The organism is Micromonospora sp. NPDC018662 (assembly GCF_044391475.1).
In the GTDB taxonomy this organism is placed as follows: domain Bacteria; phylum Actinomycetota; class Actinomycetes; order Mycobacteriales; family Micromonosporaceae; genus Micromonospora.
In genome coordinates, this window is the sequence record NZ_JBISAC010000001.1 from 74766 (window position 1) to 98889 (window position 24124).

General features: G+C 72.7%; 27 protein-coding genes. 21 read left to right on the forward strand and 6 right to left on the reverse strand.

Annotated elements, in window-relative coordinates:
- The first annotated feature begins 28 nt into the window (after positions 1-28).
- From ACH495_RS00380 to ACH495_RS00430, 11 genes are all read left to right on the forward strand, one after another.
- Positions 29-397: a DUF485 domain-containing protein gene (locus tag ACH495_RS00380; RefSeq protein ID WP_396759729.1), complete on the forward strand. Its 369-nt coding sequence runs from the start codon at positions 29-31 to the stop codon at positions 395-397.
- Complete coding sequence (locus ACH495_RS00385) at positions 375-2048, forward strand: cation acetate symporter (RefSeq protein ID WP_396855631.1); 1674 nt, start codon at positions 375-377, stop codon at positions 2046-2048. Before ACH495_RS00380 ends, ACH495_RS00385 begins: the two co-directional genes overlap by 23 nt.
- An 82-nt stretch (positions 2049-2130) precedes the next feature.
- On the forward strand, positions 2131-3111 hold the full coding sequence (locus ACH495_RS00390; protein WP_396855632.1) for an NAD-dependent epimerase/dehydratase family protein: 981 nt from the start codon (positions 2131-2133) through the stop codon (positions 3109-3111).
- A 74-nt stretch (positions 3112-3185) separates the two neighbouring features.
- On the forward strand, positions 3186-4430 hold the full coding sequence (locus tag ACH495_RS00395) for an LCP family protein (protein WP_396855633.1): 1245 nt from the start codon (positions 3186-3188) through the stop codon (positions 4428-4430).
- 140 nt (positions 4431-4570) lie between these two features.
- Positions 4571-5785 (forward strand): LCP family protein, encoded by a 1215-nt coding sequence (locus tag ACH495_RS00400; protein WP_396855634.1) that lies wholly within the window; start codon positions 4571-4573, stop codon positions 5783-5785.
- Positions 5786-5969: 184 nt separating this feature from the next.
- Positions 5970-6887, forward strand: a complete 918-nt coding sequence (locus ACH495_RS00405) for an LCP family protein (RefSeq protein ID WP_396855635.1) — start codon at positions 5970-5972, stop codon at positions 6885-6887.
- Positions 6888-6913: 26 nt separating this feature from the next.
- Positions 6914-7249 carry a rhodanese-like domain-containing protein gene (locus ACH495_RS00410; protein WP_281934052.1) on the forward strand — a complete coding sequence of 112 codons (336 nt, stop codon included), beginning with the start codon at positions 6914-6916 and terminating at the stop codon, positions 7247-7249.
- Positions 7250-7263: 14 nt separating this feature from the next.
- A complete protein-coding gene (locus ACH495_RS00415; RefSeq protein WP_396855636.1) occupies positions 7264-8055 on the forward strand; it encodes a glycerophosphodiester phosphodiesterase in 792 nt (263 codons plus the stop codon).
- Between the two features lie 76 nt (positions 8056-8131).
- Entirely contained in the window at positions 8132-9586 is a 1455-nt protein-coding gene (locus ACH495_RS00420; protein WP_396855637.1) for an ATP-binding protein, read from the forward strand.
- Between the two features lie 66 nt (positions 9587-9652).
- Positions 9653-10075, forward strand: coding sequence for an ATP-binding protein (locus ACH495_RS00425; RefSeq protein ID WP_396856478.1), 423 nt, complete (start codon positions 9653-9655; stop codon positions 10073-10075).
- Between the two features lie 104 nt (positions 10076-10179).
- Positions 10180-11064, forward strand: coding sequence for a DUF5926 family protein (locus tag ACH495_RS00430; RefSeq protein ID WP_396855638.1), 885 nt, complete (start codon positions 10180-10182; stop codon positions 11062-11064).
- A 73-nt stretch (positions 11065-11137) separates the two neighbouring features.
- Here the strand turns inward: ACH495_RS00430 and ACH495_RS00435 are convergent, their stop codons facing one another.
- The gene (locus ACH495_RS00435; protein WP_396855639.1) at positions 11138-12352 is read right to left on the reverse strand and encodes an arginine deiminase; all 1215 of its coding nucleotides are present in this window, start codon (positions 12350-12352) and stop codon (positions 11138-11140) included.
- Positions 12353-12514: 162 nt separating this feature from the next.
- Between ACH495_RS00435 and ACH495_RS00440 the strand changes: the two genes are divergently transcribed.
- The 4 genes from ACH495_RS00440 (at position 12515) to pheA (ending at position 15456) form a co-directional block, all read left to right on the forward strand.
- The gene (locus ACH495_RS00440) at positions 12515-13249 is read left to right on the forward strand and encodes a hypothetical protein (RefSeq protein ID WP_396855640.1); all 735 of its coding nucleotides are present in this window, start codon (positions 12515-12517) and stop codon (positions 13247-13249) included.
- Between the two features lie 235 nt (positions 13250-13484).
- A complete protein-coding gene (locus ACH495_RS00445) occupies positions 13485-13940 on the forward strand; it encodes a hypothetical protein (protein ID WP_396855641.1) in 456 nt (151 codons plus the stop codon).
- Between the two features lie 27 nt (positions 13941-13967).
- Positions 13968-14489, forward strand: coding sequence for a hypothetical protein (locus ACH495_RS00450; RefSeq protein ID WP_396855642.1), 522 nt, complete (start codon positions 13968-13970; stop codon positions 14487-14489).
- A gap of 10 nt (positions 14490-14499) precedes the next feature.
- Positions 14500-15456 (forward strand): prephenate dehydratase, encoded by a 957-nt coding sequence (pheA, locus tag ACH495_RS00455; RefSeq protein WP_396855643.1) that lies wholly within the window; start codon positions 14500-14502, stop codon positions 15454-15456.
- A 43-nt stretch (positions 15457-15499) separates the two neighbouring features.
- Here the strand turns inward: pheA and ACH495_RS00460 are convergent, their stop codons facing one another.
- The 3 genes from ACH495_RS00460 to ACH495_RS00470 form a co-directional block, all read right to left on the reverse strand.
- Positions 15500-16222 carry an AIM24 family protein gene (locus tag ACH495_RS00460; protein WP_396855644.1) on the reverse strand — a complete coding sequence of 241 codons (723 nt, stop codon included), beginning with the start codon at positions 16220-16222 and terminating at the stop codon, positions 15500-15502.
- Positions 16223-16317: 95 nt separating this feature from the next.
- The gene (locus tag ACH495_RS00465; RefSeq protein WP_396856479.1) at positions 16318-16662 is read right to left on the reverse strand and encodes a metallopeptidase family protein; all 345 of its coding nucleotides are present in this window, start codon (positions 16660-16662) and stop codon (positions 16318-16320) included.
- A gap of 145 nt (positions 16663-16807) precedes the next feature.
- Positions 16808-17236, reverse strand: coding sequence for an OsmC family protein (locus ACH495_RS00470; RefSeq protein WP_281934034.1), 429 nt, complete (start codon positions 17234-17236; stop codon positions 16808-16810).
- 109 nt (positions 17237-17345) lie between these two features.
- On the opposite strand from ACH495_RS00470, the gene ACH495_RS00475 reads away from it, so the two are divergent.
- The 3 genes from ACH495_RS00475 to ACH495_RS00485 all read left to right on the forward strand — a co-directional run bounded on the left by ACH495_RS00475 (position 17346) and on the right by ACH495_RS00485 (position 19891).
- A complete protein-coding gene (locus ACH495_RS00475) occupies positions 17346-18080 on the forward strand; it encodes a hypothetical protein (protein ID WP_396855645.1) in 735 nt (244 codons plus the stop codon).
- 177 nt (positions 18081-18257) lie between these two features.
- Positions 18258-19079, forward strand: coding sequence for an HAD family hydrolase (locus tag ACH495_RS00480; protein ID WP_396855646.1), 822 nt, complete (start codon positions 18258-18260; stop codon positions 19077-19079).
- A complete protein-coding gene (locus tag ACH495_RS00485) occupies positions 19079-19891 on the forward strand; it encodes an HAD family hydrolase (protein ID WP_396855647.1) in 813 nt (270 codons plus the stop codon). Before ACH495_RS00480 ends, ACH495_RS00485 begins: the two co-directional genes overlap by 1 nt.
- A 37-nt stretch (positions 19892-19928) precedes the next feature.
- Here ACH495_RS00485 and ACH495_RS00490 read toward each other — a convergent pair whose 3' ends face one another.
- Complete coding sequence (locus tag ACH495_RS00490) at positions 19929-20519, reverse strand: bacterial proteasome activator family protein (protein ID WP_396855648.1); 591 nt, start codon at positions 20517-20519, stop codon at positions 19929-19931.
- Between the two features lie 56 nt (positions 20520-20575).
- Between ACH495_RS00490 and ACH495_RS00495 the strand changes: the two genes are divergently transcribed.
- Together ACH495_RS00495 and ACH495_RS00500 are read left to right on the forward strand one after the other, a co-directional pair.
- A complete protein-coding gene (locus tag ACH495_RS00495) occupies positions 20576-21391 on the forward strand; it encodes an alpha/beta hydrolase family protein (RefSeq protein ID WP_396855649.1) in 816 nt (271 codons plus the stop codon).
- Between the two features lie 48 nt (positions 21392-21439).
- Entirely contained in the window at positions 21440-22660 is a 1221-nt protein-coding gene (locus ACH495_RS00500; protein WP_396855650.1) for an ABC transporter substrate-binding protein, read from the forward strand.
- A 54-nt stretch (positions 22661-22714) separates the two neighbouring features.
- Here the strand turns inward: ACH495_RS00500 and ddaH are convergent, their stop codons facing one another.
- A complete protein-coding gene (gene ddaH, locus ACH495_RS00505) occupies positions 22715-23548 on the reverse strand; it encodes a dimethylargininase (RefSeq protein ID WP_396855651.1) in 834 nt (277 codons plus the stop codon).
- Positions 23549-23607: 59 nt separating this feature from the next.
- On the opposite strand from ddaH, the gene ACH495_RS00510 reads away from it, so the two are divergent.
- The gene (locus ACH495_RS00510; RefSeq protein ID WP_396855652.1) at positions 23608-24066 is read left to right on the forward strand and encodes an Lrp/AsnC family transcriptional regulator; all 459 of its coding nucleotides are present in this window, start codon (positions 23608-23610) and stop codon (positions 24064-24066) included.
- Positions 24067-24124: the final 58 nt, after the last annotated feature.

A 24124-nucleotide genomic window follows, 5' to 3' on the forward strand; every position in this document is an offset into this window, starting at 1 on the left:
CCACGCCTGCGAAGGTGGTGATCCACAGATGTCCACGGACACACCCGCGTCCGCACCCTCCGAGTCGACGGCGGACCGGTACCTAGCCGTCCAGCGGTCGGACGAGTTCGCCGGGTTGCGGCGCGCGCTGCGCGGCTTCGTCTTCCCGATGACCGTCGCGTTCTTCCTGTGGTACGCGCTCTACGTCATCCTCTCCGCGTACGCGCGGGGATTCATGGGCACGAAGCTGGTCGGCAACATCAACGTCGCCCTGGTCTTCGGCCTGCTCCAGTTCGTCTCGACGTTCGTCATCGCCTGGCTCTACTCGCGGTTCGCCAACCGGCGGATCGACCCGGTGGCCGACCGGATCCGCGCCGAGATGGGGGAGGTGACCCATGAACACGGTCCTCGCGGCTGAGGCGGGCGGCACCACCGCCCGGAACCTCACCATCACGCTGTTCCTGATCTTCGTGGCGATCACGTTGGCGATCACGGTCTGGGCCAGCCGGCAGACCAAGACCGCCACCGACTTCTACGCGGGTGGTCGCTCCTTCTCCGGCTTCCAGAACGGCATGGCGATCGGCGGCGACTACATGTCCGCCGCGTCCTTCCTGGGCATCGCCGGCATCATCGCCCTCTACGGCTACGACGGCTTCCTCTACTCGATCGGCTTCCTGGTCGCCTGGCTGGTGGCGCTGCTGCTCGTCGCCGAGCTGCTGCGCAACTCCGGCCGGTACACGATGGCGGACGTGCTGGCGTTCCGGATGCGGCAGCGCCCGGTCCGGACCGCGGCGGCCGTCTCCACCATCACCGTGTCGATCTTCTACCTGCTGGCCCAGATGGTCGGCGCCGGCGCGCTGGTGGCGCTGCTGCTCGGCATCAAGCCGGGCACCACGTTCCTCGGCATGGACGCCGACACCGCCAAGGTGGCCACCATCGTCCTGGTCGGCGCGCTGATGATCATCTACGTCACGGTCGGCGGCATGAAGGGCACCACGTACGTCCAGATCGTCAAGGCGTTCCTGCTGATGACCGGCGCGCTGGTGATGACCCTGCTGGTGCTCGCGAAGTACAAGTTCAACCTGTCCTCGCTGCTCGGCGACGCGGCCGACGCCTCCGGCAAGGGCGCGGCGTTCCTCGAACCCGGGTTGCGCTACGGCGTGGAGACGCCCGGCGACGCGCTGAAGACGTTCTACAGCAAGATGGACCTGCTCTCGCTCGGCATCGCGCTGGTGCTGGGCACGGCCGGCCTGCCGCACATCCTGATCCGGTTCTACACCGTGCCCACCGCCCGGGCGGCCCGCAAGAGCGTGCTCTGGGCGATCGGCATCATCGGCGCGTTCTACCTGCTCACCCTGGCCCTCGGCTTCGGTGCGGCGGCCATCGTCGGCGGGCAGGCGATCACCGCGCAGGACAAGGCCGGCAACACCGCCGCCCCGCAGCTCGCCGAGGCGCTCGGCGTGGACTTATTCGGTGGGAACCTCGGCGGCGCGACACTGTTGGCGATCATCGCGGCGGTCGCGTTCGCCACGATCCTCGCGGTGGTGGCCGGGCTGACGCTGGCGTCGTCGTCCAGCCTGGCGCACGACTTCTACGCCAACGTCATCAAGAACGGGCAGACGTCGGAGCGGCAGGAGGTGAACGTCGCCCGGATCTCCGCGCTGGTGATCGGTGCGGTCTCGATCGTACTGTCGATCTTCGCGCAGAGCCTCAACGTGGCGTTCCTGGTCGCGTTGGCGTTCGCGGTGGCCGCCTCCGGCAACCTGCCGGCGATCCTCTACAGCCTGTTCTGGAAGCGGTTCAACACCTCGGGCGCGGTGTGGGCGATCTACGGCGGCCTGCTCGCCGCCGTACTGCTGGTCTTCTTCTCCCCGGTCGTCTCCGGCGCGCCGACGGCGATGTTCCCCGACCACGACTGGCACTGGTTCCCGCTGTCGAACCCGGGCATCCTCTCCATCCCGTTCGGCTTCCTCTGCGGCTGGCTCGGCACGATCCTGTCCAAGGAGCGCGACGACGACAAGTACGCGGAGTTGGAGGTGCGCTCCCTCACCGGCGCGGGCGCGCACTGACCGGGTAGTTGTTAAGCGGGGCCCCCGCCTCTACCGGAGGCGTTAAGCGGGGGCCCCGCCTTACCTGTATAGGGTGCTGAGCATGAAGGTCGCTAACCGGTTCGGTTCCGGACACCGCATCCTCGTCACCGGCGGCGCCGGCTTCGTCCCGTCCCACCTGGTCGACCGGCTCGTCGAGCGCGGCTGCACGGTGGTGGTGCTGGACAACTTCGTCACCGGTTCCAAGGACAACGTGTCCCACCTGCTGGAGAAGCCGACGTTCACGCTGGTCGAGGCGGACATCTCCGACGGCCTGCCGACCGACCACCCGGCGATGGCCGAACGGTTCGACGCGATCCTGCACATGGCGTCCCCGGCCAGCCCGACCGACTTCGAGAAGTTGCCGGTGGAGATCCTCCGGGTGGGCTCGGTGGCCACGCTGGCGCTGCTGGAGCGCGCCACCGCCGACGGCGCGCGGTTCCTGATGGCCTCCACCTCCGAGGCGTACGGGGACCCGAAGGAGCACCCGCAGCGCGAGACGTACTGGGGCAACGTCAACCCGATCGGCATCCGGAGCGTCTACGACGAGGCGAAGCGCTTCTCCGAGGCCGCCACCATGGCGTACCACCGCAGCCGGGGCACGGACACCGCGATCGTGCGGATCTTCAACACGTACGGCCCGCGGATGCGGCCGGACGACGGCCGGGCCATCCCGACATTCATCTCCCAGGCGCTGCGCGGCGAGCCGATCACGGTGCACGGCACCGGCAACCAGACGCGCTCCATCTGCTACGTCGACGATCTGGTGCGGGGCATCCTGCTGTTGCTCGACTCGACGCAGACCGGCCCGATCAACTGCGGCACCGAGCACGAGATGTCGATGCGGCAACTGGCCGAGACGATCGTGTCACTCACCGGAAGCACCTCCGAGGTGAGCTACATCACGCGCGCCTCGGACGACCCGGAGATGCGCCGCCCGGACCTGACGCTCGCCCGTGAGCTGCTGGGATACGAGCCGACTGTGACGCCCGAAGACGGCCTCGGACGCACCATCGCGTACTTCCGCGAGCGGCTAGGGTACTGAGCCCGGCTGTCAGCCGGCTGAGCGCCGCGCGCGCCTGAGGGCGGCGGTGGATCGGCCGACCTACCCTCGGTGACATGTCAGCGACCTCGTCTGCCGGCGCATCCCTCCCGCACCACCTGAACCGGGGTGCGGGCCGCGCCTCGGTCCCCGGCTCCGGCCGGGGCACCCCCGCGCGCACCCGCGCGACGGAAACCCGCTGGTACCCGTCGCACGACGAGGCGCCCCGCTCCGGTGGCCCCGGTGGTCCGGGTGGGCCGGCCGGTCCCGGTGGCCCGGGCGGCGGCGGCTTCGGTGGGCCGGGCCGTCGTCCCCGCCCGCGTTGGGGGCGCATCGGCTTGGTGGCCGGCGTCGCGGTGCTGGTGCTGGCGTTGCTCGGTGGGCTCGGCGCCTGGTTCTACGCCCGCAACCTCGACGACGACCTGGCCCGCACCGACCCGTTCTCGGAGATCACCGGGGGACGGCCGGCCAAGCAGGTCGACGGCGCGTTCAACATCCTGCTGGTGGGCAGCGACTCGCGTGACCCGGACGCCCCGGTCGACGGCGCCGGCAAGTGGCGGGCGGACACCGTGATCGTCATGCACATCCCGGCCGACCACAAGCGCGCCTACCTGGTCTCCGTCCCACGTGACCTGTACGTGCCGATCCCGGAGAACGCGGGCGCGTCCTGCGACTCCGGCTCACGTAACAAGATCAACGCGGCGTTCGCGTTCGGCGGCCTGCCGCTCGCGGTGAAGACCGTGGAGTGCTTCACCGACGTACGCATCGACCACGTCATGGCGATCGACTTCGCCGGGTTCAAGGACGTCACCGACGCGCTGGGCGGGGTCGACCTCAAGGTGGAGCGCACCGTCACCTCGATCCACAAGCCGTACCGGACGTTTACCAAGGGCGTGAACCACATGAACGGCGCGGAGGCGTTGGACTGGGTCCGGCAGCGCAAGCAGTTCCCGGACGGCGACTTCGCCCGGATGCGCCACCAGCAGGAGTTCCTGAAGGCGCTGATGGACAAGGCGGCGAGCACCGGCACGCTGACCAACCCGAAGAAGCTGAACGACTTCCTCACGTCGGTCACCGCGGCCGTCACGGTCGACCAGGGCTTCTCGTTGACCGACATGGCGGTGCAGTTCCGCAGCCTGCGCGGCGAGAACCTGACGTTCGTCACCAGCCCGAACCTGGGGGGCCAGACCATCGACGGCCAGTCGGTGGTGGTCTCCGACCGGGAGAAGGCGCTGGCGATGTACCAGGCCATCGCCGGGGACAAGATGGCCGACTGGGTCGCGGCCAACCAGAAGAATTCGGGCGACAGCGCCGGCGGCTGACCGGGCCCACGCCCTCGCCCGTTCGGCCACATCTCGGCAACATCGGCCGGGATTGACGGGAATACCCGTCTCAGGAGGTCGCGAGAACGGGAACAGATACGTAGAGTGGTCCCGCCCCCGATCACCGAGCTGGAGCACGCATGTCGGTCCAGGCCAGTCGTCGCCCGCACTCACCGGCGCCCGGATCATCCGGGCGGGTCCCCCCGGTCATCCCCACGCAGCCCGGTCCCGGCGGCCGTGGTCCCGGCGGCGGCAAGAAGAAGCGCACCAAGCGCAAGGATCCGCTCTGGGCGAAGCTCACGCTGGTGCTCGGCGCGGTGCTGATGGTGACCAGCGGCGTCGCGATCGTCGGCAGCAAGGCCGTGATCGGCCAGGCCACCAACAACATCGCCCAGCGCAACCTGCTGGGCGAGGCGGGCAAGAGCGAGGCCGAGGGCGGCAACAGCCTGGACGGCCCGATCGACATGCTGCTGCTCGGCGTGGACGCCCGGGCCCGCTGGGCCGCCGACGACGTCCGGTCGGACACGATCATCGTGCTGCACATCCCGGCCAGCCACGACCAGGCTTATCTGATCTCGATCCCCCGGGACACCGAGGCGCGCATCCCGGCGTTCAAGAACAGTGGCTACAAGGGCGGCACCGACAAGATCAACGCCGCGTTCTTCTTCGGCGCGCAGAACGGCGGTGGCTGGGAGGGCGGCGCCCAGCTGATGGCCAAGACGATCAAGGGGATGACCGGCATCAGCTTCGACGGCGCCGCGATCATCAACTTCGGCGGCTTCAAGAACGTCATCGACGCGCTCGGCACGGTGCGGATCTGCGTCAGCCACGAGGTCCCGTCGCACCACATGTCGATGGTCGAGGGCAAGCCGATGTGGAACGCGGACGCGAAGAAGACCGGCAAGCCCTACAAGCCGGTGGTGCACAAGAAGGGCTGCAAGGAGATGGAGGGCTGGGAGGCGCTCGACTACTCCCGCCAGCGCTACGGCCTGCCCAACAGCGACTACGACCGGCAGCAGAACCAGCAGCAACTGATCAAGGCGATGGCCAAGAAGGCCACCGACGGTGGCATGCTGACCAACCCGATCAAGCTGAACTCGCTGATGAAGGCCGCCGGGAAGGCGTTCGTCCTGGACACCGGCGGCGTCCCGATCGCCGACTTCATCTTCACGCTCAAGAACCTGAGCGGAAACGACCTGGTCACGCTGCGCACCAACGGCGGGACGTTCGCCGGGAACAGCAACGGCCGGGAGACGTTCAACGAGACGACCATGGACATGTTCCAGGCGGTCAAGAACGACAAGCTGGCCGACTTCATCGTGGCCAACCCGACCGTCCTCTCCACCCGGAAGTGACGGAAGCCGGCACCGGCCGGCCCGTCCCCCCGTAGCCTGACCTGAGCGAGTCTCAGGTCGGCGCCACGGGGGGATCGTCACGTCCAGACCAGCACGGAACCGACGCGGACGGGCCCGACCGGCCCGCTGGCCCCGGTTCCTGCTCGGCGGCGGGCTCGCGCTGGTCCTCCTCGCCACGCTCGGTGTGGCCGGGCTGCACTGGCTCACCCACCGGTACGACCGCACGGTGGCCAAGGAGCAACTGCTCGACCCGACCGCCCGGAAGAAGCGGACGGACCTGGACGGCGCACTCAACTACCTGCTGATCGGCTCCGACCACCGGCCCGGCGCGGACGCCGCCGACCAGCGCTCGGACACCATCCTGATCGTGCACGTGCCGGCCGGCATGCGGCAGGCGTACCTGATCTCCGTGCCGCGCGACCTGCTGGTGGCGATCCCGGCGGCGCCCGGCTTTCCCGGCGGTCAGGACAAGGTCAACGCCGCGTACGAGCACGGCGGCGGGGGGATCGGCGGTGCCCGGCTGCTCAGCGCCACCCTGACCCGGCTCACCGGCGTCCGCTTCGACGGCGCCGCGCTCGTCGACTTCTCCGGCTTCACCCGCGTGATCGACCAGCTCGGCGGCATCCGGATGTGCGTGGACACGCCGGTGCGCTCGATCCACACCGGGGCCCGGTTCGACCCCGGCTGCCAGCAGATGGACGGGGCCCGGACGCTGGACTACGTGCGGCAGCGCTACGGCCTGCCCGACGGCGACTACGACCGGCAACGGCACCAGCAGCAGATGCTCCGGGCGGTGCTCGACCGGGCCGGCGAGACGCACCTGCGCGGCGACCCGGTGAAGCTGGACCGGGTGCTGCGCGCGGTCGGCGGGGCGCTGACCGTGGACACCAACGGCGTACCCCTGGACGAACTGGTGTTCGCGCTCCGCGCGCTGCCGGCGGACGCGCTGCGCGGGGTCCGGCTGCCCTCCTCCCCGCAGACCATCGACCAGGTGTCGTACGTGGTGCTGGACCCCGGCGGCGGCGATCTGTTCACCGCGTTGCGGGACGCCCGGGTGCCGGCGTGGGCCGACGCCAACCCGCGCTGGGTCAACCGGCTCTGAGCCGGACGGGCGACTAGGATTTCACCGTGTTCGGAGCCCAACTTCCCAGCGTGCCCGCGTCGGCCGTGCCCGACGACGTCTACCTGCTCGACGTCCGGGAGGACGACGAGTGGGCCGCCGGCCACGCGCCGGCCGCCCACCACCTGCCGATGACCGAGCTGCCGGCCCGGCTCGCCGAGATTCCCGACGACCGCGAGGTGGCGGTGATCTGCCGCTCCGGCGGCCGCTCCGGTCAGGTGGTCGGCTACCTGCTGCGCAACGGCTGGGACCAGGTCCGCAACGTCGAGGGCGGGATGGGCGACTGGGCCGCCGCCGGGCGTCCGGTGGTCACCGACGACGGGCAGCCGGGTCGGGTCGTCTGAGGCACGTCCCGGCCATGACCGACCCCCTGGTCTTCGCCCACCGCGGCTCCTCGTACGACCTGCCGGAGCACACGCTCGCCGCCTACCTGCGCGCGTTGGAGGAGGGCGCGGACGGGCTGGAGTGCGACGTCCGGCTGACCCGCGACGGGCACCTGGTCTGCGTGCACGACCGCCGGCTGGACCGGACCAGCAACGGTCACGGCCTGGTCAGCGCGCGTACGCTCGCCGAGCTGGAGGCGCTCGACTTCGGCTCCTGGCACCCGGCCGCGGCGGAGGCCGTCGCCGCCGCGCGCCTCGACGAGTCGCACATCCGACTGCTCACGCTGGAACGGCTCCTCGACGCGGTGCTGGCCGCCGGGCGGCCGGTCCGGCTGCTGATCGAGACGAAGCACCCCTCGCGCTACCGGGGTGACGTCGAACGCCGGCTGGTCGGCCTGCTGCGTCGGCACGGGTTGGCCGAACCCGGCCCGGACGATCCGGTCCAGGTGACCGTGATGTCCTTCTCGCCGCTGGCCGTACACCGGGTCCGGGAACTCGCGCCGGCGCTGCCCACCGTGTTGCTGCTGGAGGTGCTGCCGCGCTGGCTGCGGCTCGGCCGGCTGCCCTTCGGCAGCCGCATCGCCGGGCCGGGGGTGGATCTGGTCCGGGCGCGCCCGCAGCTCGTCCCCGCGCTGCGGGCCGCCGGAAACTCGGTCTACGTCTGGACCGTCAACGAACCCGAGGACCTGGAACTCGTGCTGGCCGCCGGGGTGGACGGGGTGATCACCGACCGGCCCGCCCGCACGTTGGCCCGGTTGGGCCGGTGAGCCGCGTCGATCCGCCCGGGGACGGTCGCCCGGTGAGGGGGTGTCCCCGACGCGGCCGGCGCGGCACACTCGGGACATGCCGGAGCGAACCGACTACCCCGCCCTCATCGCCGGCCACACGAGCGCGATCGAAATGATCAATTCTGGCGAGTCCGGCCTCTCCGTGCTCACCCGCCTGCTCCGGGAGGTCGCACCGGCGCTCGGCGCGGCGGGCCTGGTCTTCGTGGAGTTCACCCCCGCCGGCGGGCGGGTGATCGCGGCGACCGGCAGCGCCGAGTTCGTGATCGGCCGTCCGCTGCCGGCCACCGACCCGGCCACCGTCTGCCTGCTGGCCGGCCCCCCGGTCCGGGAGGTCCGGGTCGACGCGATCCCGGGCGCGCTCGCCGACGAGGTCGTCGGCCGGGGGCTGCGCCGGATGATCGTGGCGCGCGCCGAGATCGCCGGGCTGACCGTCGGCAGCCTGCACGCCCTCTACCCGACCGGCGAGCCGCTGGACGCCTCGCAGCGCGCCGTCGTCGGGTACGTCGCCGCCTGCATCGCGCACATGTACGGCGACCAGACCGGCCTGCCGGTGCACGGCGACGGCCCGGTCGTGGCGGCGCTCGCCGACGGCCTGGCCGTGGTCGACCGCGACGAGCGGGTCCGGCTCTGGAACCCGGCCGCCGCCCAGGTGACCGGCCGGCCGGCCGGCGAGGCGCTGAGCCGGCCGCTGCCGTTCCCGCTGCCGCCGTCCGGCCAGGTGCTGGACCACCGGCTGCCGGACGGCCGCTGGCTGCGGATCACCTCCGGCGAGCTGCCCGGCCCGACCGCGCTGCGGGTGGTTACCTTCCGCGACATCACCGACCAGCAGCGGCGCGACCACGACCGGGACCTCTTCGTGGCGGTGACCAGCCACGAGCTGCGCACCCCGGTCACCGTGATCAAGGGGTACGCGGACACGCTCACCGACCACTGGGAGTCGCTCACCGACGCCGACCGGCGGCAGGCCGCCCGGATCATCGGCCAGCGCGCCAACGAGCTGGCCCGGCTGGTCGACCGGCTGCTCACCGCCGCCACCGAGAACCGCCCCGGCGGGGAGCCGGCCGCCCCGTTCGACCTGGTCGACGCGCTGCGGGCGGCGGTGCTCGACCTGCCCGCCGACCTCCGGCACCGGATCGTGCTCGACCTGCCCGCCGACCTGCCCAAGGCGCTCGGCGACCGGCACAGCCTGACCACCGTCCTCACCGAGCTGGGCACCAACGCCGGAAAGTACTCCCTGCCGGACACGCCGATCGAGATCGGCGCCGACGCGAACGAGCGGACCGTCTCGTTCCGGGTCGCCGACCGGGGCATCGGCATCCGTCCGGAGCACGTGGAGCGGGCCTTCGACCGGTTCTGGCAGGGCGAGTCCGGTGACCGTCGGCGCTACCCCGGCGCCGGGCTGGGCCTCTATCTCGTCCGGCAGATCGTGGAACAGCAGAATGGATGGGTATCCCTTCGGCCGAGGGCCGGCGGAGGTACGGTCGCGGAGGTGCGGCTGCCCCGGGGGTGACCCGGGGCGTCCACGGGGGTGGAGAGGAACGGCGTGTCGACGGGACCGGCCGAACGGTCATGGTGCGTGGTGGTGCCCCACCACGGGATCGGCGCGCGCGTGGCCCGGCACCGGCTCGCCGACGAGCTGACCGGCGTCGTACCCCCGGCTCTGCTGGCCGACCTGGTGGCGGTCCTGGCCGAACTGGTAGGCAACGCGGTCCGGCACGCCGAGGCGCTGCCCGGCGGTGTGGTCCGGGTGGCCTGGCGGGTGCGCGCCACCGACCGGGGGCCGGCCGTCCGGCTCCGCGTCACCGACTCCGGTGCCGGCGCCGGCCCGCGGATGCGGGTCGCGTCGCCCGACGCGGTCGACGGGCGCGGGCTGCACATCGTCGCCGGGCTGGCCAGCCGCTGGGGCGTCGAGCGGGACGGCCTGGGCCAGAGCGTGTGGGCGGAGTTCGACCCGGCCGGGTCGCACCGGCCGAACCTGATCGTCGCGCGGTCGGCGTGATCCGCGCGGTCGTCGACGAGCTGGGCCGGCCGGTCGCCGGCTGAGCCGGCGGGCGTGCGGGTCCCGCCCCCGGCCGGGCCCGCGGCCATCTAGGCTGACTGGCCGTGAGCAAGCGTCGAAAGAGCCAACGGGCCACCGAAGCCACGCCGAAGCGGGAGAAGGTGCGCGACATCTTCGTGCCCCGACCGTTCGAGGGCCTGGTCGACGAGCCGGAATGGATCGCCCTGCGGGAGCTGGTGCCGGCCGCGTCCGCGCCGCTGCGGCTGAACCCGGAGCTGGTCGAGGAGTACGGCGACCGGCCGGTCGTGCTGGCCACCGTGCTGCCGATGGCCGCCCCGGCGGTGGCCAAGCCGGACGGGCGGGTGCTGATCGGCCTCCAGCGGCACCAGCAGTCCGGCGACGTCTCCCGCGACCTGGCCGACGCGCTGCTCTGCGCGCTGCGGACCGAGCCGGGTGGTCAGGTGAGCGTGCCGCCGCTGCCCGGGCCCGGCCCCCGCCTCCAGGACGTCCTGGAGGACGGGCCGTTGGAGATCAGCATGCACGACGGGTTCGAGTTCTGGCTCGACCCGGGGGCCATCGACGACCCCACCGTGCAGGCGTCCCTGGAGCGGGCCAACGCGGCGGTCTACCCGACGGTCAAGCTGGACGCGGCACGGGCCGCGTACTGGTGTCAGGTGCCGGAGAAGGCCCACGTGCGCTGGGTCCTGCCGGACGACGAGGACGCGGCGCTTGACGCCCTGTCCCGGCTGGGCGCGACCGGCACGCTGACGCTCGGCGAGGACACCCGGTTCGCCGGCATGTTCCGGGCGCACGGCCGCCTGGCGCCGGTCTGGGACCTGCCGGAGGGCACCCCGGCCGCCGAGTGGGAGGGCCCGGTCGCCGAGTTCGCCAAGCGCTACGCCGAGGCGCTCGCCGAGCGGGAGCCGCTGGACGCGGCCGGCCGCCGGACCCGCCAGGGCCTCCTCGGCCGCCAGCTCACCCTGCGCTGACCGCCCGGATGTTAGGCGGGGGCCCTTTTTAACGCACGAGTGTTAAGCGGGGCCCCCGCCTCTACCGAAAGCGTTAAGCGGGGCCCCCGCCTTGCTCGCGGACCAGCGGGCAGGACATGCAGCGGGGGCCGCCCCGGCCGGAGCCCAGCTCCGAGCCGGCGATGGCGATCACCTCGATGCCGGCGCGCTCGAGCTGCGCGTTGGTCTCCACGTTGCGTTCGTAGCCCACGCACAGGCGTGGCGCGAGCGCCAGCGTGTTGTTGCCGTCGTCCCACTGCTCGCGTTCGGCGGTCACCGGGTCCAGGCCGGTGTCGATCACCCGGAGCTGGTCGAGGTCCATCGCGTCGGCGGCGGCCCGCAGGAACGGCGCCGGACCGTCCACCCGTGGCTCGCCGTCCGCGCCGGCGACCACGGTGTACGCGGACAGCTCGCTGGCGATGTTCGGGTACATCAGCACCGCGTCCACGTCGACCATGGTGCAGACCGTGTCCAGGTGCATGGTGGCGCGTTCCTGCGCGATCGGCACCACCAGGATGGTGTGCGCCAGCCCGGCGGCGAAGACCTGCCGGGCCAGCCGCTCCGCGCCGGCCGGGGTGGTGCGCTCGCCGACGCCGACGGCGAGCACGCCCGGGGCGAGCAGCAGCACGTCGCCGCCCTCCAGGTGCTCCAGCTCGGGGTGGTAGACGAACTCGGTGCCGACGAAGCGCGGGTGGTGGCGGTAGATCGCGTCGGTGAGCGTGGTCTCCCGCCGCCGCGCCGGCATGGCCAGGCTGGTCACGCCCACCCGGTCGCCGATCCACACCGACGAGTCGCGGGTGAAGAGCAGGTTGGGCAGCGGGTCGATGACGAAGTCGTGCCGGTCCATCAGCGTCCAGACCAGACCGCCCGGTCGTTCCGCGCCGATCCGCAGCTCCTCGTGGGCGAGCCCGGCCATGAAGACGTCGGCGAGGGCGGCCGGATCGAGGTACGCCAAATGGTCGGCGACCCGGGCGCGCAGGGTGTCGCCGAGGCGTGGGGACCGCAGCACCTGCTCGGTGAGTTCGGCGCGGGCGTCCGCCACGGCGAGCGTCTCGGCCAGCAGGTCGGCGAGGTAGAGCACCTCCACGCCGCGCGAGCGCAGTGCCGCCGCGAACGCGTCGTGCTCCTCCTGCGCCCGTCCCACCCATGGGATAGCGTCGAAGAGCAGGGAGTCGTTGTTGCGTGGGGTGAGGCGGGCGAGTTCCGGCCCCGGGCGGTGCAGCAGTACCGTCCCGAGTCGAGCCACTTCGCTGTCCACGTAGTGCGTCACCCCCGCAGCCTAGGGCAGGCTTCCGCACCATCCGGAAAAGAAGTGTGAATGAATATGGCATTCATCCGCACTCACTCCGGCGCTCCAACTTGCCGAGCCCCCGGGTGCGCAACGTAGGGTAGTGGAGACATAACTTCGAGAGACCTTTTGCCGGAGGTCGCGATGACTGTCTTTCCCGCTCGTCGAGCCGTACCGAGCCGGGCGCTGCCGCCTCCCGCGGCGCACCCCCGGGTCGAGGCCGCCTCGGTGCTCGAGCCGGCTCGACCGACTCCCCTGGAGTGGGCCCGCCGCCGCCGTGCCGAGCGGGGCGCCCGCCGGCTGGAGGCCGCCGGCGCCCGCGCCCTGGGCCAACTCGACCACCTCGGTCCCGCCTGGCACGTCATCGAGTGGCCCCGGACGGACCCGGCCGACGCGCTGTTCGACAATGGCGAGTCCGACCGGGCCGGGTTCCTCGCGATCGGGCCGAGCGGTCTCTTCGCGGTCACCATCGCCGACCACGGCCGGGCCCGCGTGCTGGTCGCCGGCGACGTCGTGCAGATCAACGGCAAGCGTCCGCCCTATGTGGCCGAAGCCCGCCGCGACGCCAAGCGGGCCAGCAAGGCCCTCTCCGACGCGGTCGGGCTGCCGATCCCGGTGACGCCGGTGCTGACGTTCGTCGGCTCCGGCGTGATCAGCGTCTACGGCCTCCCGAAGGACTGCCTCATGGCCACCCACCGGGAGCTGGACCGGCTGCTCGTGGCCGCCGGCAACCGGATCAGCCCGGCCACCGCCGAGAAATTGTCCCGGGTCGCCCAGGCGCCCTCGACGTGGCTGAACGGCACGTACCGTCCATCCGCCGACTACCGGTGGTATGACGAGGGCCGAACGGCCGCTGACAAGCGGGCCGCCCGCCGGTAACGTCTCCGGCGACGCCACGCGGTCCGCGGCACCGCCCCGACCGGTTCCGTCGGTCCGCGTCGTCGCCGGCCGCCCGACCCCCCGGGGCTCCCGCCGCACCGACGCATGTCCCCCGGCACCCGAGCCATCCCGGCCCCACGGGCGGCACCGGCGGCCGGGAGAGCGCAGCGCGGCCGGGAGGTCGCCGTGCCGACCGGCTAGCGTGGACGGACCGTCGGTGTACATAGGAGGCGCGGTGGCCCACGTCGAGCTCTCACTCTCGGAAGTGTTCGCGTCCCCGGCGGAGACAGGCACCGAGCAGGAGTCCGACAACTTCGCGCAGTGGTCCGGGACGGTCTCCCGGGCCGCCGAGCCGTGCCTGTTGATCGACGCCGACACCACAGTGGTGGCGATCTCCTCGTCCGGCTGCGACCTGCTCTGCCTGGGCGCGCCGGAAGACGTGATCGGCCGGCCGCTGCTCGAGGGTGGCCTGCGCCTCGTCGACTTCACCGCCAGCCCGAGCGAGCTGACCGAGCAGGAGACCGACAAGATCCCGCCGCTGCTCGCGCTGCTCTCCGGCCGGCTCGCCCGCGGCCTGCTCCGCGTCCAGGGGCCCGGCTCCGACGCCGGGACGACAGTGGACGCCATCTCCACGCCGGTGCTCACCGGCGCCGCGGTAGCCGGCTCGCTCACCTTCTTCTCCGTGCTCTGACCGCTCGCCGAGGTCGAGGACCGCACCGTGCCCCGCACCCCACCCCGCCGCCGGCATGCCCCGGTGACGCTGCTCACGCTGCTCGTGCTGGCCTCCTGCGGCACCCCGCCCGAGCTACGCGAGCCGCCGGCCACCCCGACCAGCACCCCCCGCGCCTCGGCGTCGGCCACCCCCACGCCGAGCGCGATCCCGACCGCGCCGGCCACGCCGGCCCTGCCACCACGTACCCCATCGGCCCCCGACCCGGTCGCCGTGCCCTGCCGGGGCCGGCCGTCCGGCGACCGGATCGTCGCGTTGCTGCGCGGCTCCGCCGGGGTGCTGCCCCGCAACGTCCGGATCACCGTGCGGACCGGCCCGCTGTGCGCGGAGGGCTGGCACTACACCGTGCTGGCGGTCTCCGGGCACGAGGAACTCCAGGTGGTCACGCGCGGCCGGTCCGGCACACCCACCCTGGTGACCGCCGGGACGGACGTGTGCGGCGTCGAGGTACGCGCCACCGCGCCCACCGGCATCCGCACCCTGGCCTGCGACGGCGCGCCGGGTGCGTAGGCTGGTCGCCATGCCCGGAACACCGCCGACCCGCTTCGTCTACCTCGGTCCCGAGGGCACCTTCGCCGAACAGGCGCTGCGCACCGTGCCCGCCGCCGAGCGGGGGGACCGGACGCCGGCCCGCAGCGTGGGCGAGGCGCTGGACGCCGTACGGGCCGGGGAGGCGGACGCCGCCCTGGTGCCGCTGGAGAACTCCATCGGCGGCGCGGTCGGGGTGACGCTCGACGAGTTGGCCGAGGGCGACCCGTTGGTGATCACCCGGGAGGTGGTGCTGCCGGTCGAGTTCGTGCTCGCCGGCCGGCCCGGCGTCACGCCGGCCGTGGTGCGCAGCATCGCGGCCCATCCGCAGGCCTCCACCCAGTGCCGGGGCTGGCTCCGGGACCACCTGCCCGACGCCACCGTGGTCGACGTGCTCTCCAACGGCGCCGCCGCGGCCGGCGCGGCGACCGGCGAGTACGACGCCGCGATCTGCGCCCCGATCGGCGCCGCCCGGCACCGGCTGACCGTGCTCGCCGACAAGATCGCCGACCACCCCGACGCGGTGACCCGGTTCGCGCTGCTGTCCCGCCCCGGGGCGCCCCCGCCCCCGACCGGCGACGACCTCACCTCGCTGGCGGTCTACATCGCGCACGACCGGGTGGGCGCGCTGCTGTCGGTGCTCATGGAGCTGGCCGTCCGCGGCGTGAACCTGACCCGCATCGAGTCCCGCCCGACCGGTGAGGCCCTGGGGCGGTACGTGTTCTTCCTGGACTGCACCGGGCACGTCGCCGACGTACGCCTCGGCGAGGCGTTGCAGGGGCTGCGCCGGGTCTGCGCCGACGTGCGTTTCCTCGGGTCGTACCCCCGACACCGCTGGAGCACGGCGGCGGGTGACCGGCCGACGCCCGCGCCGGCCGGCCTCTCCGACGCCGACTACGCCGACGCGGCGGCCTGGCTGGCCCGGCTGCGCGCCGGCGAGCTGAGCTGACCGGGCCGGGTGCGTCCCCCAGGGGCGCACCCGGCCCGGGGATTCACTGGAGCAGGCCGCCGAGCAGGCCACCCTGCTGCTGCTGGGCGCCGCTGCCGGCCACCGGCGGCTCCTCCGACGGCTGGACCACGACGAAGCCCTGACCGGCGAAGCTCATCGTGAACGCCTCGCCGGTGCTGCGGCCGAGCAGCGTGCCCAGGCCGAGCTGCTCGGCCCGGTGGTAGCCGGTCTGGAGGTTGGCGGACCAGCAGACCGCCGCCTGCGGGTCGACATAGGTCGGGGCGTCCACGTTCAGCACCACCGGGGTGCCCTTGGTGGTGATCGCGATCCGGCCGTGCCCGCTGAAGACGCAGTTGAACAGGCCGGCCGAGGACGCCATGCCCATGCCGCTGACCATCTTGATGTCGTACTGGAGGGTGGAGTCGAACGCCAGCACGCTGGAGCCGTTGATGGAGAGCGCGTCGCCCGGCTCCAGGTCGATGACGTGCACGTCCTTGGCGGCCTCGGCGAGGAAGACGTCGCCGCGGCCGGAGAGCTTCATCAGCGGGACGCCCTCGCCGGTGAGCCGCTGCTTGATGAACTTGCCGATGCCGCCCGAGCCGAGCGCCTGGAACTGCACCTGGCCCTGGTACGCGACCATCGACCCGACGCGGGCCATCGCCTCGCCGTTCAGCTCGATCTTCAGCATCTTGGAGTTCTGCAGCCGCATGCCCGGCTGCTGGGACTCCTTCTCCAGGTTCTCCGCGGAGAACAGCTCGCTGCGCATCGGGTTTCCTCCTGCATCGGGATGTGCCTGATCCGCAGGTTAGGGGACGGGCGCAAGTACGGGGATCGGCCGAGCGGGGACCGGCCGGGAGCCGGTCAGCCCCAGCCGAGGGCGTGCAGGCGCTCGTCGTCGATGCCGAAGTGGTGGGCGATCTCGTGCACCACGGTCACCGCGACCTCGTCGACGACGTCCTCGTCGGTGTCGCAGATCGCCAGGATCGGGTTCCGGTAGATCAGGATGCGGTCCGGCAGCACGCCGGAATAGTCCCAGCCGCGCGCGGTGAGCGCGTGCCCCTCGTAGAGCCCGAGCAGGTTCTCGCCGGGCGGCGGGTCGTCCTCCACCAGGATGACCACGTTGCTCATCAGCCCGAGCAGTTCCTCGGGCACCTCGTCGAGCGCCTCGCCGACCAGTTCCTCGAACCGGTCCCGGCTCATCTCCACGGCCACGCCCACCATCCTCCCCGCTCCGGCCGCCCGGCCGCCAGCCGTCGAAGATCGACGCGCCTTCTCGGAAAGAGGGCTCATCGGTGGCCCGATGGGCCCTCTTTCCGAGAAAATGCGGCCGGGCGAGCCGGGCGAGCCGGGGTCAGGCCAGGCGGGCGGTCAGCGTGATCTCGGCGCCCGGGGAGAGCAGCCGGGAGATCGGGCAGCCCTCCTTGGCGGCCTCGGCCAGCTTCGTGAAGCCGGCCTCGTCGAGGCCCGGGGCCTGGCCGACGGTCTCCAGGTCGATGCGGGTCACGGTCATGCCGGCGTCGGTCTTGTCGAAGTGCACCTTGGCGGTGGTCTCCACCGACGTGTCGGTGACGCCCGAGTCGGCGAGCTGCTTGGAGAGGGCCATCGAGAAGCAGCTCGCGTGCGCGGCGCCGATCAGCTCCTCGGGGTTGGTGCCCTCACCCTCCTCGAAGCGGGACTTGAAGGAGTAGTTGCCGGACAGGCCGCCCTTGCCGGTGCGGACGGTGCCGGACCCCTCGGCGAGGTTGCCCTGCCAACGAGCGGAAGCGGTACGTATAGGCATGGCACCGACGCTAACCGAAAGCGGACCGCCCCGCATCGCCGGTCCAGGTGACCGGGGGCCGGTTGTGCCATGATTCGACGCAGGCCCGCGTACGGGAGAAGGGTGGCCGATGTCGCAGGATCTCCCCATCCCCAGGCAGGACAACCGCGCCGACGGCACCACGGTGGTGGAGTGGGGCGACGTCGACACCGGGAGGGCCCCGTCCGGCCGGGTCGGTCGGTCGCTGGCCGGCCTGGGCCGGGACCACCGCCTGCCGCCGGTGCTCGCCGGGCTGGGCGCGGTCGCCGCGCTCGCCTCGCTCATCGGCGAGTGGCTGGTGATCACGGTGCCCAACGAGGGCGAGGACGGCAACACCACGTTCCGGCTGCCCAGTGGCGTCGCCGAGATCGGCGGCTTCGGCACGGCGTACCTGGTGGGTCTCCTCGGGCTGTCGGTAGCGGTGGCGCTGGCGCTGCGCGGTGCCCCGGCGGTGCGTCAGCATGCCCGGATCGCCGGGTTGGGCCTGGCGGCGACGCTGCTCGGCGTGCTGGTCGCGACCGCCGCCTCGCTCCAGTCGCTCGCCCGGCGCATCCTCTTCTTCCCGGTGGAACGGGACCTCCAGGTGGAGCACGGGCGCGGCCTGGTCACCGCGTTCCTCGCGGTGGCGTTGCTGGCGGTCACGCTCTACCTGGCCGGGCGGGCCACAGGCCGGGCGGAGGACGAGGCGGCACCGGAGGACGGGGCACCGGACGACCGGCCGTTCCGGCGGCGTCGCCGGGTCCGGAACGACGAGGCGCCGCCGGCACCGGCCGACCTCACGGTGGAGCCGACGGTGCCGTTCGCCGGCCCCGAACGCTCCCGCTGAGCGGGCTGGCCCACCGGTCCGCCGGCCACCCGATCGCCGCCCTGGATTCGCGGCGGATTCGCCGGAACGCCATGGTTGCCCCCCGCCGCGCGAGATACGGTTGCTGCCCGCCGTCCGACGGTCGCGGCACGAGGACCGGGCCGGCCGGCGCGACGGCGGCGGGGCGAAGGAGGAACCATGACCCGCCCGGGGCTGCCCAAGCTGATCGCCACCGACCTCGACGGCACGCTCGTCCGCAGCGACGACACCGTTTCCGCGTACACCCACGGGGTGCTGGACCGGGTGCGGGCCGCCGGGATCCCGGTGGTCGGCGCGACCGGACGCGGCCCCCGGCTGGCCGAGCTGAGCCGCAACGACATCCGCGCCGCCGACTTCCTGGTGATGGCCGGCGGCGGGTGGGTGGTCGACCAGAGCGACCCGGCCGGCCCGCTGGTGCTGCGCGACGAGCGGCTCCGGGGCGAGGTGCTCGCCCGGCTGCTCGCCGACCTGGAGGCCGCCGTCGGCCCGCTCACCGTGATGGTGGAGGCGTCCGGCGAGGACGACACGCCGCTGTGGGGCGACTACCACCCGAGCTGGCCCTACCCGGACCGGTTCGAGGCCCGCAGCCGGGCCGAATGCCTCTCCTGCGACGTGGTCAAGGCGTTCGCCCGGACCGAGGACCACCACGTCGACGAACTGCTGGCGGTGGCCCGCCGGATCGTGCCGGCGGAGGTCGCCTCGCTCACCCAGGCCGGGCTCGGCTTCGTGGAGATCTGCCCGCCCGGGGTGGACAAGGCCTCCGGGCTGAGCGTGGTCGCCGAGCGGCTCGGCGTGGACCCGGCGGACGTGCTGGTCTTCGGCGACCAGCCCAACGACCTGCCGATGTTCGGCTGGGCCGGCTGGGCCCGGGTGGCGGTGGCGAACGCCCACCCGGAGGTGCGCGCCGCCGCCGACGAGGTCACCCTGCGCAACGACGACGACGGCGTCGCGGTCTACCTGGACCGACTACTCTCCCGGTGATGGGAGAGCCACCTCGCCTCGTCGCCACCGACATCGACGGCACGCTGCTGCGCGACGACCGGACGCTCAGCCCGCGCACCGCGGGCGTGCTGGCCCGGATCGCCGCCGCGGGCACGCCGGTCGTGCTGGTCACCGGCCGTCCGATCCGCTGGCTCGATCTCGTGTACGAGCAGCTCGCCGCGCCGCTGCCGGCGATCTGCGCCAACGGCGCGGTGGTGTACGACCCGGCGACCGACGAGGTGCTGCGCGCCGACCCGCTCGCCCCGGAGCTGCTCGCCGAGGTGGCCCGGCGGCTGCGGGCCGAGGTGCCCGGGGTGAGCTTCGCGGTGGAGATCGTGGACAGCCGGCAGATGCGGCACGAGGCGCACTACCCGCTGCGGTGGGACGCCGACGAGGACGCGATCCGCGCCGTCGAGTCGCCGGAGGAGCTGCTCGCCGCGCCCGCGGTGAAGCTGCTGGTCCGGGCTGGGGAGCAGGACCCGGACGTGTTCGTCCGGGTGGTGGCCGGCGCGCTCGAAGGGCTGGCCGAGGCGACCCACTCGTCGTACAGCGGGCTGATCGAGGTCTCCGCCGCCGGGGTGACCAAGGCGGCCGGGCTGGCCTGGTACGCGGCCCGGCTGGGCGTCGACGAGCGGGACGTGCTGGCGTTCGGCGACATGCCGAACGACGTGCCGATGCTGACCTGGGCCGGTCGGGCGGTGGCGGTGGCCAACGCCCATCCGGCCGTCCGGGAGATCGCGGACGAGGTGACCGGGGCGAACACCGACGACGGCGTGGCCGCGTACCTGGAGAAGGTCTTCGGGGTGGACTGACCGGCCGGGGCGCGTCAGGCGCCCCGGCCGGTGTCGGTCAGAGGTACTGGCCGGGCGCGTGGCCCTCGGCGCCGCCGGGCATGCCGGGCATGCCCGGGACCATCCCGCCGGGGCCGCTGGGCAGCGCCTGCCGGCCGGAGCGCATCTGCTCCAGCTGGACGCGGGCGGCCATCTGCTGGGCCACCAGCGCGGCCTGGATGCCGTGGAACAGCCCTTCCAGCCAGCCGACCAGCTGGGCGTGGGCGATCCGCAGCTCACCCTCGCTGGGTGCCTGCTGCTCGGTGAACGGCAGTGAGATCCGCTCCAGCTCCTCGCGCAGCTCGGGAGCGAGGCCCTCCTTCAGCTCGACGATCGAGCGTTCGTGGATCTCGCGCATCCGGTGCCGGCTGGCGTCGTCCAGCGGGGCGGCCTTCACCTCCTCCAGCAGCTGTTTGATCATGCTGCCGATCCGCATCACCTTGGCCGGCTGCTCGACCAGGCGGGTCGGGTCCTCGCCCTTGCCCTCCTCGGTCTGCACCGTGCCGACCGGTCGACCGTCCGGGCCGACCACCACCACGGTGCCGGGGATGCCGTCGTCGGCCTGTTCGTCGTCGTGTCCGCCGGAGTGTGCTTCGGTCATGGGTCCCATCTTTACCCACCCCGGCCACGCGCACGCGCCCGGACCGGGCACGCTAGCGTCCGGGCATGCCCAGCGACCCGCGCGACGTGCTGACCAGGCCGGCTCCGCCGCCGGACGCCACCGTCGCCTACGGCGACCACCCGGACCAGTGCGCCGACCTGCGTGGCCCGGCCGGGGACGGGCCCGCCCGGCCGCTGGTGGTCGTGGTGCACGGCGGCTTCTGGCGCGCGGAGTACGACCGGACCCACACCGGCCCGATGGCGGCGGCGCTGGCCGCGCTCGGCCATCCGGTGGCCCAGCTCGAATACCGCCGGACCGGCGGTTGGTCGAACCCGCTCACCGACGTGCTCACCGGCGTCGCCGCGCTGCCGGGGCTGGCCGCCGCCGCGCTGCCCGGCCGGGTGGCGTCGACGCCGCCGATCCTGGTCGGCCACTCCGCCGGCGGCCACCTGGCGCTCCACGTGGCGGCCCACGCCCCGGACACGACCGGTGGGGTGCTCGCGCTGGCCCCGGTCGCGGACCTCGCCGAGGCGTACCGGCTGGACCTGGACGCCGGGGCGGTGGCCGCGCTGCTCGGCGGCGGCCCGGCCGACGTGCCGGACCGGTACGCCGCCACGGATCCATCGGCGTTGGTACCGATCCGGACACGCACGGTAGTCGTGCACGGTCTCCTCGACCAGCAGGTCCCGGTGTCGATGAGCCGTTCCTGGGTGGCCGCCGACCGCGCCGCCGGCGGCTCCGCCACGCTCATTGAGCTGCCAGAATGCGAGCATTTCGGGCTGATCGCGCCGGACTCGGCCGCCTGGCCCCGCGTGCTGGCGGCGTTGCGGTCCCTGCACGGTGATCCATCCGGCATTGACGCAGCGTCGCCGACCAGGTAGAACGCCGGAGGGGTGTGCACCTTGGCCACCCCGGCGGGAAGGAAGTCGGTGGCACAGATGAACCGCAGGCGAGCCCTGCAACTGCTGGCCGCACTGGGCACCACCGGGCTCGCGGCGGGCTGCGGCTCCGGCGACGACAGCGGGGACCAGGCCGCCCCCGGCAGCCCGGTCAAGATCGGGCTGATCGTGCCCGGCAGCGGCCCGAACAAGGTCATCGGTGACGAGATCGCCAACGGCTTCCAGCTCTTCCTCGCCACGCACGGGCAGCAGCTCGGCGGGCACCCGGTCACCGTGGTGCCGGCCGAGGAGGGCGACAGCGTCGCGACCGGCAAGGCCGCCGTCGACCGGCTGCTCAAGGAGGGCGTGCTGGCGCTCACCGGCGTGGTCAGCCCGGCCGTCATGACCGGCATCCGGGACGCCGTGGAGGAGGCCCGGGTGCCGCTGATCGGCTCCAACGCCTCCCCCGCGACGCTCCAGGGCGTCGTCTACATCTGGCGCACCTCGTACGTGCTGGACGAGCCGGGCGTGGCGCTCGGCGAATACCTGCGGGACAACCTGGACGCGTCGAGCCGGATCGCGATCTTCGGCACCCAGGGCTCCGGCAGCCGGGACGTCGTCGACGGGCTGCGGCGCGGCTATGAGCAGGGCCGCCGGCTCACCGAGGACCCGATCTACACGCCCGACTACGCCAACCCCAGCAAGGGCGCCTACACCGGGCCGATCCGCAAGGCGCTGGGGCGCCGGCCGGACGCGGTCTTCTGCCACTACACCGGCCCGCAGGCGGTGCAGTTCGTCAAGCAGCTCTACGACGAGGGCTTCCGGGGGCCGATCTACGCGCCCGGCTTCCTCACCGAGGGCACCGTCCTCGACCAGCTCGACGACGGCGAGAAGGGCCGGGACCGGGCGCTGATCGAGAAGTACGGCATCGAGACCGCGTTGAACTACTCGGCCGACCTGAACAACACCGCGAACCGGATCTTCGCCTCGGCGTACCGCAAGACGTTCAACACGTCCCCGACCACGTACGCGATGGCCTCGTACGACGCCGGGCTGGTGCTGGACAAGGCGATCCGGCTGGTCGGCGGGGACGTGTCCCCGCAGCTGGTCAACCTGGCGCTCGGCAAGATCGGGCAGATCGACAGCCCGCGCGGCTCCTGGCAGTTCAACCAGCCGCGTACGCCGCAGCAGAAGTGGTACCTGCGCAAGGTGCAGCTCGACGGCCGGATGCTCTCCAACGTGGTGATCAACGAGCTGGCCACGCTCGGCTGATCCGACGACGAGGGCGGCCTCCCTTCCGGGGGGCCGCCCTCGCACGTGTCGTGGTCAGTGCCGCAGCTCGGCGATGCAGCACTTCACGCTGCCGCCGCCCTTCTTCAGCTCGGCCAGCTCGACCGGCACCGGGTGGTAGCCGGCCGCCTTCAGCTTGCCGGCCAGCCGGGTGGCATCGCTGTTCAACACCACGTTGAGCCCGTCGCTGACCAGGTTCAGGCCGAATGCCAGCGCGTCCTCGTCGTCCGCGACGACCGCGTCCGGGAACAGCTGGGTCAGCACCTTCTGGCTGGCCGCGGAGAACGCGCCCGGGTAGTAGACGACGTTCCCGTCGTCGATCGAGGCGAGCGCCACGTCGAGGTGGTAGAAACGCGGGTCGACCAGGCGCAGTGACACGACCGGCCGGCCGAGCGCCTCCTGCGCCTCGGCGTGCGCGGCCAGCTCGGTGCGGAAGCCGTGACCGGCGAGGACCAGGCCGCCGTGCGCGTCCGGCAGGTACGCGAAGTCGCCCTCGCCCTCGTTGGTCTCGCTCGGCGCGATGAAGTGCCAGCCCTGCGCCTCGTAGAACGCCCGGTGGGCGGCGGCCTCGGCGGCCCGCTGCTCGTGCTTGAACCGGGCGCCGTAGACGGTGCCGTCCACCACGAACGCCCCGTTGGCGGCGAAGACCATGTCCGGCAGGCCGGCCTCGGGGGTGAGCAGGTGCACGTCGTGGCCGAGCCCGACCAGCGTCTCGCGCAGCCGGTCCCACTGCTTGACCGCCAGGTCGGCGTCGACCGCCGTGGTCACGTCCATCCACGGGTTGATCGCGTACTCGACCGCGAAGTACTCCGGCGAGCACATGAGATATGTCCGCTTTCGCGAGACTCGCTGCTGGTTCACGGTCACCAAGAGTAGGTAGGCTAGAACTTTGGTAACAGCCACAACCATTGCTTCCCAGAGGCGGAACGTTGCAGATAGACGCGGTAGACCAGCGAATCATTGCGTTGCTCGTGGCGGACGCCCGCGCCTCGTACGCCGACATCGGCACCCGGGTGTCACTCTCCGCCCCCGCCGTCAAGCGCCGGGTCGACCGGCTCCGCGCCACCGGCGTGATCCGCGGCTTCACCGCGGTCGTCGACCCGGCCGCCGTGGGGTGGACCACCGAGGCATTCGTCGAGCTGTTCTGCGCCGGCCGGACCACACCCACGCAGATCGGCGTCGCCGCCCGCCGGCACCCCGAGGTGGTCGGCGCGTACACCGTCTCCGGCGAGGCGGACGCGCTGGTGCACCTGCGCGCCGCCGACATCGCACACCTGGAGGAGGCGCTGGAACGACTGCGCGCCGAATCGTTCGTCACCTCGTCCCGCAGCACCATCGTGCTGTCCCGGCTGGTCGAGTCCCCGGGCGTCGGGCCGTCCACGAGTTGACCTCAAGCCCGCTTCACGTCGTTGACTCGTCGTAGGCGACGTCGGTTCGGGACGGGGA